Annotated in this window: 1 protein-coding gene; it reads left to right on the top strand. The window is 73.6% G+C overall.

Annotated elements, in window-relative coordinates; translation table 11 throughout:
• Nucleotides 1–17 precede the first annotated feature (17 nt).
• A complete protein-coding gene (locus SB660_RS23525) occupies nt 18–125 on the top strand; it encodes an AraC family transcriptional regulator (RefSeq protein WP_410584995.1) in 108 nt (35 codons plus the stop codon).
• Nucleotides 126–239 lie beyond the last annotated feature (114 nt).

Genomic DNA, 239 nt, shown 5'->3' with positions numbered 1-239 from the left:
GCTCCACGCTCGCCGGACTGGCCCATCAGTGCGGGTTCGCCGACCAGGCCCACCTCAACCGCACCTTGCGCGCGATGACCGGGATGACGCCGCGGCAACTGCGCGCGGCCCGCCCCACCGGCTAGGCATGCGCTAGTCAGGCAGCACGCGGAAGCGCAGGCGCGTCCACGCGCCATCGGCGGCCAGCGCGGTGAGGCTGTGCTCGCCGGGCTGGGCGAAGTCATGGCTGAACACGCCCC

It is taken from the genome of Bacillus sp. SIMBA_005, assembly GCF_046535585.1.
Classification (GTDB): Bacteria; Bacillota; Bacilli; order Bacillales; family Bacillaceae; genus Bacillus; species Bacillus pumilus.
This window is presented reverse-complemented; position numbering and strand designations above follow the sequence as displayed.